This window comes from Streptomyces panaciradicis, from assembly GCF_023516615.1.
GTDB classification, from domain to species: Bacteria; Actinomycetota; Actinomycetes; order Streptomycetales; family Streptomycetaceae; genus Streptomyces; species Streptomyces panaciradicis.
Window position 1 is genome coordinate 1 of sequence record NZ_JAMGBF010000158.1, and the last position, 10,425, is coordinate 10,425.

The window sequence follows — 10,425 nt, forward strand, 5'->3', positions numbered from 1 at the left end:
CTTGACGCCGCCGTGGTTCTCACCGGCGTACGCGACGACGTCCAGGGTGCTCATGACGAGACCCGCGCCGTTGCCGATGATGCCGACCTCGCCGTCGAGCTTGACGTAGTTGAGGTTCTTCTCCTTGGCGGCGGCCTCGAGCGGATTGGCCGCCTCCTTGTCGTGGAGTGCCTCGTGCTCCGGCTGGCGGAACTCGGCGTTCTCGTCCAGGGAGACCTTGCCGTCGAGGGCGATGACCTCACCGGAGGCGACCTTGGCCAGCGGGTTGACCTCGACCAGGAGGGCGTCCTCCTTGATGAAGGTGTCCCACAGCTTGACGAGGACGTTGACGACCTTGTCGGCGACCTCGGCCGGGAACTTCGCGGCCGCGACGATCTCGCGGGCCTTCTCCTCGGTCACACCCTCGTTGGCGTCGATCGGGGTCTTGGCGACGGCCTCCGGACGGGTGGCCGCCACCTCCTCGATCTCCACGCCGCCCTCGACGGACGCGATGGAGAGGAAGGTGCGGTTGGCGCGGTCGAGGAGGAAGGAGACGTAGTACTCCTCCACGATCTCGGGGGCGGTCTCGGCGATCATCACCTTGTGGACCGTGTGGCCCTTGATGTCCATGCCGAGGATGTCCGTCGCGCGGGCGACGGCCTCGTCCGGGGTGGCGGCGAGCTTCACGCCACCGGCCTTGCCGCGGCCGCCGACCTTCACCTGGGCCTTGACGACAGACTTGCCACCGAGGCGCTCGGTGGCTGCGCGGGCCGCCTCAGGCGTGTCGATGACTTCACCGGCCAGCACCGGTACATCGTGCTTGGCGAAGAGGTCCCTCGCCTGGTACTCGAACAGGTCCACGCGCTTCCGTCCCTATCAGTGATCTCGCGGTTCGTTGGATGCGTGGGCGTGCCGCGAAGGGCAACGTGACGTCCGCTTGGGTCACAGGGGAAGCGCACACGGTGTCCGAGCGCGCGGCATGTCCGTCTCGCAGGTTATCGCTGCTTGCTGGAGGCCCCTAAATCGAGGGTCACACCTGAGCGGTGATACCTGTCACATGATGCCGCCCTCACTGGCACGGCGTGCCGCATGTGAGGCGACGACGTCCTTCGCGTGCGGGGGTGACGTGCCGGATGTGAGGGGCGGCGGGCGGGCGGGGAGAGGCCGGGGAGGAGGCGGGGAGAGATCGCGGAAGGGGCTGTGAGCTGCCGGGAATCGACCACAGTGGGGCCGAGGACGAGGCGGGGCCCCACCGGGCTGGGGTTGGCCCGGTGAGGCCCCTGGTACGGCCCCGAGGTCGCTCGAGAGCGCCGTGTCACGGGGCCCGGCCGGGCGGTCCCCACCCCAATGGGGACCGCCCGGCCCGTCCCGCGAGGCGTCGGGCGGACCGGCCGACGGATTTCGGCCGTCCGGGTCCCTCGTCCTCACGGAACCGGTCGTTCGCCGCGCGTGTCCGCACCCGGCCGCCACGCGCATCCGGCGGATGCGCGCACGGGGTGCCGCCGTCGCGGCGTTCGGGCGGTCGTCGTACGGCGCTCCCTCCGGAGGCCCTTCCACGACGCCGCCCGCGGAGGGGTCAGACGCTGTACGGGCGGGCCTGGTGGACGCCGGCCGCTTCCTGGAGCCGGCCCGGGACGACCGCCTCGGCGGTGAGGGCGGTGACGGCTGTGACGGCTGTGACGGCGGCAGCGGCGGTCCGGTCGGCGGCGGTCCGTGCCTTCGCCTGAGCGGCACGGGCGGCCCTGGCCCCCTGGATGGCCGCGGCGGCCTTGATGCTCGCGGCCCTGGCGGTGGGGGCCGTCGTTGCCACACCTGCGGCCATGACGGTCGAGCGACGGATGTGCTTGTTCATGCGTGCGTCAGATCCTTCGGAACCGTGGAAGCGCCGAGGCGTTCGGGGAAGCCCGGTCTTCTGCGGAAGGCTTGGGGACATGTCCGGTGCGTCCGGGGCGGGGAAGGCCGTCCGGACGGTCTGGCAGACCTGTTCCGCCCGGCGCCGCGGGACTGCGGGCCGGGGGGTGAGGGAACCGCCCTAGGCGGGGGAAACCGGGATGTCCCGGTGCCTGTCCCGGGTCGCGTCGCCGTGCGCACGGGCGGCGACGCCGGACAGCATGCGCTGGGGCGCGCGATGGCCGAGGGCGACAGCCTGCGCGTCGCTGTGCCTCGGGGTGCCGCTGTCGACGGCGGACCGGTTGCTCAGCACGCCGGTCGGGTCACCGCCGGGAGCCTGCGGGAGGGGGGCGTAGCCGGCACCGTCGGCGGTCCGTCGGCCGTCGCCCCGCGCGAGGGCGTGAGCGGTGCCGCCGACCTCGCCGGACCGCGGGCCGTACGTCGCGCCACGCGCCGCCGAGCGCCTCTCGCCGGGAGCCCCACCTGCGACCGCCGCGTGTCCCGGGCCGTCCGGCTGGGTCACCGGCGCGGGCGCGGGCAGGGTCTGCCCGGGCACGGAGGGCAGGCCCGGCAGACCCGGCAGGGACGGCGTGCCCGGCAGTTCCGGCACCGAGGGCAGGGGCGGCAACTGCGGCAGCCCCGTTATCGGCGCGGTCGCCTCGGCCAGCCCGCCCGTCACCGTCACGACCAGGTCGCCGACCGGCCGCAGAACCGTGGCGTCCACGGACTGCACGACGTCGCCCACCACGGAGCCGAGCACCGGAACGACCTCGGCGGTGCTGCGAGCGGGCGGGGTGCTGGCGGGGGTGCCGGAGCCGGCGGGGTCGGTGCTTCCGGCACGGTCGGCGTCAGCGGGAGGCGCCGGCTTGGGCTTCGGCTTCGGTCGCGACTGGGCGGGGTCGGACGGCTCGGGCCGTGCGGGGTCTCCCGGGCGACCGTGCCCGGCCGGAGCATGCGGGTGAGGCTTGCCCGGGGTACCGGCTTCGAGCCGTCCCGGGGCCGCAGTGAGGGCGTCGACGAGCGCGGCCGGAGCGGTCACGAGCCGCCCGACCACCGGCCCCGGTGCCGACGACGACGTCCCCGGCGCCTCATCCGCCGCGTGCGCCTGCTCCCCGCAGAGGAACCCGAGCGCGAACAGCCCTCCGACCAGAACCATCACCTGCAGCGCACGCCGACCGGCCGCGGAGCGCATCACGCGCAGAGCGGCGGCGGGCAGGGCTGCCGGCCAGGTCAAGAGGGAAGTCCTCTCGTGCGGCGGAACGGTGCGGACCAACCCCGCGCGGCGGGGCCGTGGAGAGCCGTGCGGCGGCACGACGCCGTGCGGACGAGCGGAGCGCATCGCACCGCTGATGAGGCGTCGATACTTGCACGGCCCTCCCGAGGTAGCGCAAGCCCCCTGTTACCGATGGGTAGTCATGTCCGTTTTGCTGGCCGAAGTCGGACGACCACTGGTCGACAAATCGTCATCGAATCACTCTGCCTGACGTCTCTTCAGGCGGTGTCCGGTATCGGCAGCGGCCGCTTCTCGATCGCCGCCGCCATCACCTCCGGGAAGAGGTCGGGCGTGCAGGCGAACGCCGGTGCCCCCAGCGCGGCGAGCGCGGCCGCGTGTTCCCGGTCGTACGCCGGGGCCCCTTCGTCGGAGAGCGCGAGCAGCGCGACGAACTGCACGCCGGACGCCTTCATCGCGGCGACCCGCTTGAGCATCTCGTCACGGATGCCGCCCTCGTAGAGGTCACTGATCAGGACGACGACCGTGTCGGCGGGCCGGGTGATCTGCGACTGGCAGTAGGCGAGCGCCCGGTTGATGTCCGTACCGCCGCCCAGCTGGGTGCCGAAGAGGACGTCGACCGGGTCGTCGAGCTGGTCGGTGAGGTCGACGACCGCCGTGTCGAAGACGACGAGTCGCGTGGAGATCGTCCGCATCGAGGCGAGCACCGCCCCGAACACCGAGGCGTACACCACCGACGCGGCCATGGATCCCGATTGATCGATACAGAGCACGACCTCCTTCTTCGTGGACTGGGACGCCCGCCCGTATCCGATGAGCCGCTCGGGCACGACGGTCCGGTACTCGGGCAGGTAGTGCTTGAGGTTGGCCGCGATGGTGCGGTTCCAGTCGATGTCGTGGTGGCGCGGCCGGCTGATCCGGGCGCTGCGGTCCAGGGCGCCGGTGAGCGTGGCCCGGGTGCGGGTGGCGAGCCGCTTCTCCAGGTCCTCGACGACCTTGCGCACGACCGCCCGCGCCGTCTCCTTCGTCGTCTCCGGCATCGCCTTGTTCAGCGAGAGCAGCGTGCCGACGAGGTGCACGTCGGCCTCCACCGCCTCCAGCATCTCCGGCTCCAGCAGCAGCGTGGCCAGTCCCAGCCGGTCGATGGCGTCGCGCTGCATGACCTGGACGACGGAGGAGGGGAAGTAGGTCCGGATGTCGCCGAGCCACCGCGCCACGGACGGTGCCGACGCGCCGAGCCCCGCGGAACGGTCCCGGCCCCGCTGGCCCTGCCGGTCCGCCTTTCCGTACAGCGAGGTCAGCGCCCCGTCCATCGCGGCGTCCCGGCCGGACAGCGCGCATCCGGTGCCGTCGGCGGCGTCGCCCCCGAGGACCAGCCGCCAGCGCCGCAGCCGCTCCTGCGCCGGGTCCACGGCCGCGGACGTCATCGTCTCGGCCGCCCTCGCCTCGGCCGTCATCGCCGCGCCCCCGTACGGTCCCTGTCCCACAGCGGGACGACGGTGATGGCGCCCGTGGGACGGTGCTGCGTCCCGCCGCCGTCCCCGGTCCCCGCGGCGGCCGTCCTTGCGGCGCCCTCTCGGGTCTTCCTCGGTCGGTCGTTCGTCATCCCGTCACCCCCGCCAGATCGTTCTCGACGTTCTCTTCCTCCTGTTGCGGACCGTCCTCCGGCCCGCCGAGCCCCAGCAGCAGCCGCACCACCGGGAGCACGGCGTCGGCGCGGTCGTTCTCGAGCTCGGCCGCGAAGCCGTACAGCCCGGGACCGGCCGCCACGGCGCTCGCCCGCTGCCCCGGCCCCCGGCGCACGAGTTCGCCGAGCGTGCGCCGCACTCCGGGCTCGTAGGCCGAGAACGTCCGCCGCAGCAGCGGCAGTACGTCCGTGAACGCCTCCGCCGGGACCCCGGTCAGCCAGGCGTCGACCAGCGCGAGCAGCCGCTCGTCGTGCAGCAGGAGCATCCCGCCGCCCGAGCCGCCGCCGACGAAGCCCTCGATCCACGCCGCGGCATCGCCCGGAGGTGTGCCCGGCGACAGCACGAGCCCCATGAGCCTGGCCGCCTCGTCCTGGGCCAACTCGCCGTCGTCCAGCAGCAGTCGGACCGCCCGCCCGCGGATCACGCCGGGCACGGAGTCGCGCTCGGACAGCACGTGCAGGACCGACTGCCACCGAGCGCGCAGGCCACGGTGCGGGCCGGGACCGTCGGCCGGGGACGCGGGCGCGTCGGCGAGAAGGGCCACCGCCCCCTGCACCGCGTCCACATGGCGCCGCATCTCCTCGGCCGCGTCCGCGTCCAGGGCCGCGCAGGCCGGGGGCAGGCCGACGAAGATCCGTTCGGCGAGCCCCGCCGCGACCTCGGCCAGCGCCCCGGTGTCGGTGCCGCGCACGTCGCCGTAGCGCAGGGAGCGGACCAGTGCCGGCAGGGCCTGGGCGAGGTGGCCGACGTCCGCGTCGAGCGCGGCCCGGTCGGCGAGGACCCGCATCACCACGGGCAGCGCCTGCGGCAGTTCGGCCAGCAGGCAGCGCTCGGCGAGAGCGGTGACCTCGGCGAGGCCCTGGGCGGCGACCGCGTCCGCCTCCGCCTTGGCCGTCGCGGCGGCGAGCACTGTCGTACCCCACACCCCCGCCTCCGCCACCCGCACCGCCAGCTCGGGCTCCCAGCGCAGCCGCCAGGTCTCCCGGAACGTCCCCGTGCTCCCCCGGGAGGCCACCGGCTCGCCCCAGGCGACGCCCAGCAACCGCAGCCGGTGCAGCAGCGTGCTGCGGCCGGCGTCGGTCTCCTTGCGCAGGTCCAGCTCCAGCTCCCGCTCCAGCGCCTCCGGTTTGAGCCGCAACCGGCGCTGGGTGCGGTCCAGGTCCCGCTGCAACGGCACCGCGGGCGCCGACCGCGGCACCTCGCCCAGCACGTCTCCGACGACCAGCCGGTCGTGCACCAGCGCCAGCGGCACGTCCGAGCCCTCGCACATCACCGCGCGCACGGCGTCGGTCGTCTCGCCGAGCCCCGGCAGCGGACGGCCCCGCATCGCGGCGAGGGTCTCGGCCAGCCGCACCGCCTCGATGACGTGCGCGGGGGAGACGATCCGGTCCTCCTCGCGCAGCAGTCCGGCGACCTTCGTCATCCACCGCTCGACCGGCCGGTCCGGTGCGCCGAACAGATGCCCGTACCAGCCCGGCGAGTCGATTCCCGCGCCGTAGCCGCTGGCCCGGGACAGCCGCCGGTGCGTCCAGGGGACCCACGTCATGTCCGCCTTCACCTTGGCCAGGCCCTTCAGCAGCGCCCGGTCGGCGGTGACGGCCGTTCTCCGGCGCAGCGCGGGCACGTGCCAGGCACCGCACACGACGGCCACCCTGTCCCCGAACTCCCGCTGCGCCGCCCGTATCTGGAGCCGCATGTACGCCTCGCGCACGAGGTCCCGGCCGTGGCCTGCGTCGCCGTACGTCTCGCGCAGCGCCCCCATCGCCTCCTCGAGCACCCCGAACGGCGCGAAGGGGTCCCCCTCGCCGCTCCCCCGGTGCTCGACGACGTCCTCCCACCACCGCTCGGGATCGTCGTACCCGGCGGTTTCGGCGAGCACTGCGAGCGGGTCGACACGGATGTCGTCCTGCGAGGGGCCCTCGCCGCCCGCGGAGTCACCGGCCCCCTCACCGTCGCCCCCGGCCGCCTCGCGCCCGCTGCCGTCGGCTTCCGCGGCCCCGCTGCCGTCGCCCCCCGCCTTCGGGGACGCGTCGCCCTCCTCCCCCACGGCTCGGTCGGTCTCGTCCCGCCCCCAGGCCAGCGTGTGCGTCGCCGGCAGGTCGATGAAGCGGGCCGGTACCTCGTGCTCCAGCGCCCAGCGGATCGCGACCCACTCCGGGGAGAACTCGGCGAGCGGCCAGAAGGCCGAGCGGCCGGGCTCGTCCACGGCGTGGGCGAGCAGGGCGACCGGCGGCCGCATGTCCTCGTCGCCGGCCAGGGCGATCAGCGCGTCGGCCTCGGGCGGTCCCTCGATCAGCACGGTCTCGGGCCGGGCCGCGTCCAGCGCTGCCCGCACGGCGCGTGCCGAGCCGGGCCCGTGATGCCGTACGCCGAGCAGCAGCGGCCCGCCCCCGGCCGGCCGGCCCCCGTCCCTCTCAAGCCCCGTCACACCGCTCACCTCGCCCTCGCCCCCACCGCCTGCCTGCGCAGGACACCTGCCTCGCGGCGCCCCCGTTCCCCCGGTGCGTCACGCGCTCACCTCTCGGCAGGCCCGGTAGAAGTCCGTCCAGCCGTCGCGTTCGCGGACGACCGCCTCCAGGTACTCCCGCCAGACGACGCGGTCGGCCGCGGGGTCACGGACGACGGCGCCGAGGATGCCCGCGGCGACGTCGCCGGCCCGCAGGACGCCGTCGCCGAAGTGGGCCGCCAGGGCCAGGCCGTTGGTGACGACGGAGATCGCCTCGGCGGTCGACAGCGTGCCGCTCGGGGACTTGACCTTGGTCCGGCCGTCCGAGGTGACGCCGTCGCGCAGTTCGCGGAAGACCGTCACGACGCGGCGGATCTCGTCGACGCCGTCCGGCACCGCCGGCAGGTCGAGGGAGCGGCCGATCTGGTCGACGCGCCGCGAGACGATGTCGACCTCGGCCTCGACGCTCTCCGGCAGCGGCAGCACCACCGTGTTGAAGCGGCGGCGCAGGGCGCTGGAGAGGTCGTTGACGCCGCGGTCGCGGTCATTCGCCGTGGCGATCAGGTTGAAGCCGCGGACCGCCTGCACCTCCTGCCCCAGCTCCGGTATCGGCAGCGTCTTCTCGGACAGGATGGTGATGAGGGTGTCCTGCACGTCGGCCGGGATGCGGGTCAGCTCCTCCACCCGCGCCGTCATGCCCTCCGCCATGGCCCGCATGACCGGGCTGGGCACCAGGGCGTCCCGGCTCGGGCCGTGCGCCAGCAGCTGCGCGTAGTTCCAGCCGTAGCGGATCGCCTCCTCCGGCGTGCCCGCCGTGCCCTGCACGAGCAGCGTCGAGTCGCCGCTGACCGCGGCCGCGAGGTGTTCCGACACCCAGGTCTTGGCCGTGCCGGGCACGCCCAGCAGGAGCAGGGCGCGGTCGGTGGCGAGCGTGGTGACGGCCACCTCGACGATGCGGCGCGGGCCCACGTACTTCGGTGTGATCACCGTTCCGTCCGGCAGGGTGCCGCCGAGCAGGTACGTCGCCACCGCCCACGGCGACAGCTTCCAGCGGGCCGGGCGCGGACGGTCGTCCTGCGCGGCCAGCGCGGCGAGTTCGGCGGCGAAGGCGTCCTCGGCGTGCGGCCGCAACGCCTCGGCCGGCTCCGTCGCACGTGCTTCGGCTGCTTCGACGGTCGTCGGTTCCACGGACACAGACATGGCTGAGGCCCCCTCCAGCTCGGCCGGTTCGGATCTGTCACCAACCGTGCACCACGCCACTGACAATCCGTTCCGACCTGCGCAAACGCGCTCGCCGGACCGATTGTCAGTGGGGGGATCTACCGTCGGAGACATGACTCAGCAGGGGGTGCGCTGGAGCGCGGACCAGGTGCTGGCGCTGGCGCCTGACGCCGCGTCACGCAAAGCGGGGAGCAAACTCGGGGCGGCGGGGCCGTGGTCCGGGACGGGCAGCTGTGACGAGGGGACGGTGTGGGGGCTGTGCAAGGGCAGTGGCAGCAAGCCGTATCAGACGGTCGTCGACCTCGCGGACGCGGCGGGCCCGGCGTACAAGTGCAGTTGCCCGAGCCGCAAGTTCCCGTGCAAGCACGCGCTCGGGCTGTTGCTGCTGTGGGCGGAGGACGGGGCGGTGCCCGCCGGGCCGGCGCCGGACTGGGCGCTTGAGTGGATAGAGGGCAGAAGGCGGCGCGCCGAGCAGAAGCGGGAGGCGGGGGCCGACGGTCCGTCGTCGGGGGGCGCTGATCCGGAGGCGGCGCGGCGCCGGGCGGACCGCCGGGCCGAGCGGGTCACCGCGGGGGCGACCGAGCTGGAGCAGCGCCTGGCGGACCTGCTGCGCGGCGGCCTGGCGAGCGCGGAGCAGACGGGGTACGGGCTGTGGGAGGAGACCGCGGCCCGCATGGTGGACGCGCAGGCGCCCGGACTGGCCGCGCGGGTGCGGGAGTTGGGGGTGATCCCGGCGTCCGGACCGGGCTGGCCGGTGCGCCTGCTGGAGGAGTGCGCGCTGCTGCACCTCCTGGACCAGGGCTGGCTGGGGCGGGAGCGGCTGCCGGAGGGGCTGGCGGCGACGGTCCGGTCCCGCGTCGGCCTGCCGGGCTCCGCGGACGGTCCGCCGCTGCGCGACCGCTGGCTGGTCCTCGCGCAGTACGACACGGCGGACGCCCGCCTGACCACCCGCCGGATCTGGCTCCACGGCGCCGACTCGGAGCGCACGGTCCTGCTGCTGTCGTACGGCGCCGCGGGCCGCGCCCCGGAGCTCGCGCTGCCGGTGGGACTGGTCCTGGACGCGGAGGTGTCGGCCTATCCGGGCACCGGGCAGCTGCGGGCGGCGCTCGGCGAGCAGTTCGCGCCGCCGGCGCCGGCGGCGATACGGCCGCGAGGAGTGACGACGTCGCAGGCCGCCGCCCGCTACGGCACGGCACTGCGGGACGACCCGTGGCTGGAGTCCGTCCCGGTGACCCTGGACCGGGTCGTCCCGACGCCGGACGGCGACTCCTGGCAGCTGGCGGACGCCGACGGGGACACGGCGCTGCCGCTCACCCCCGCCGCCAGGTCCCGCCCGGGCCTGTGGCGCCTGGTCGCCCTCTCGGGCGGCGCCCCCGTGACGGTCTTCGGCGAGTGCGGCCACCGCGGCTTCACCCCGCTGACCGCGTGGCCGCAGACGGCGGGCGAGGCGGTATCGCTGTGCTGAACCACCCGACCGGCCGACGGCGCCGCACCACACCGAAGGCGGATGACACGCAGGTCACCCGTTACGCGTATCGAGTCTCCCGTTGCGCGTATCAAGGTCGACCGACCCGACGCAGCCCCGTCACCAGCACCGGGGGCCCGGCCTCGCACCGGCCCACGGCCCCCACAGCCCCCGGAAGGCCGTCCCGCCACTCGCGGCCCACAGTGATCAGTGAGCCCTTTCTTATCGACTTTACGCATTTGTCCGGCCCGACGGGACACCCGGTTCCCGTGAGTCTTCAACGACTCCCGGGCGCCTCACGGAGAGGAAGCGCATGACGATCAGGACATCCACAGCTGTGGATACTCCCTCGCCGGGCGCCTGGGAGGAGCTCGTGACGGTGGCGCTGCTCGGCACCGAGCGGCGGACGCCGCCGGGCGGCACGGCGGGACGCGAGGCGCCGGTGGCGCTGCTGGACGCGGCGGCCGTGCAGACCCTGCGACGGCGGGCCGGGCTGCGGCCCGCC

Annotated in this window: 8 protein-coding genes; 2 read left to right on the forward strand and 6 right to left on the reverse strand. The window is 74.5% G+C overall.

The window, feature by feature from the left end:
- From M8J74_RS36805 to M8J74_RS36830, 6 genes are all read right to left on the reverse strand, one after another.
- Positions 1 to 840, reverse strand: an 840-nt coding sequence (locus M8J74_RS36805) for an ATP-grasp domain-containing protein (protein ID WP_249840591.1), incomplete at its 3' end; no start/stop codon positions are given.
- 715 nt (positions 841 to 1,555) lie between these two features.
- Positions 1,556 to 1,831, reverse strand: coding sequence for a hypothetical protein (locus M8J74_RS36810; RefSeq protein ID WP_249840592.1), 276 nt, complete (start codon positions 1,829 to 1,831; stop codon positions 1,556 to 1,558).
- 180 nt (positions 1,832 to 2,011) lie between these two features.
- Positions 2,012 to 3,103, reverse strand: coding sequence for a hypothetical protein (locus M8J74_RS36815; protein ID WP_249840593.1), 1,092 nt, complete (start codon positions 3,101 to 3,103; stop codon positions 2,012 to 2,014).
- Between the two features lie 257 nt (positions 3,104 to 3,360).
- Positions 3,361 to 4,527 carry a VWA domain-containing protein gene (locus M8J74_RS36820; RefSeq protein WP_249840597.1) on the reverse strand — a complete coding sequence of 389 codons (1,167 nt, stop codon included), beginning with the start codon at positions 4,525 to 4,527 and terminating at the stop codon, positions 3,361 to 3,363.
- Positions 4,528 to 4,702: 175 nt separating this feature from the next.
- Entirely contained in the window at positions 4,703 to 7,216 is a 2,514-nt protein-coding gene (locus M8J74_RS36825) for a DUF5682 family protein (RefSeq protein WP_249840594.1), read from the reverse strand.
- Between the two features lie 78 nt (positions 7,217 to 7,294).
- Positions 7,295 to 8,434, reverse strand: coding sequence for an ATP-binding protein (locus M8J74_RS36830; protein ID WP_249840595.1), 1,140 nt, complete (start codon positions 8,432 to 8,434; stop codon positions 7,295 to 7,297).
- Between the two features lie 133 nt (positions 8,435 to 8,567).
- Here M8J74_RS36830 and M8J74_RS36835 point away from each other — a divergent pair, with 133 nt between their 5' ends.
- Both M8J74_RS36835 and M8J74_RS36840 read left to right on the forward strand, forming a co-directional pair.
- Positions 8,568 to 9,920: an SWIM zinc finger family protein gene (locus tag M8J74_RS36835; RefSeq protein WP_249840596.1), complete on the forward strand. Its 1,353-nt coding sequence runs from the start codon at positions 8,568 to 8,570 to the stop codon at positions 9,918 to 9,920.
- Between the two features lie 313 nt (positions 9,921 to 10,233).
- Positions 10,234 to 10,425: DUF5691 domain-containing protein (locus M8J74_RS36840; protein WP_443744583.1), on the forward strand; the 192-nt coding region annotated here is incomplete at its 3' end.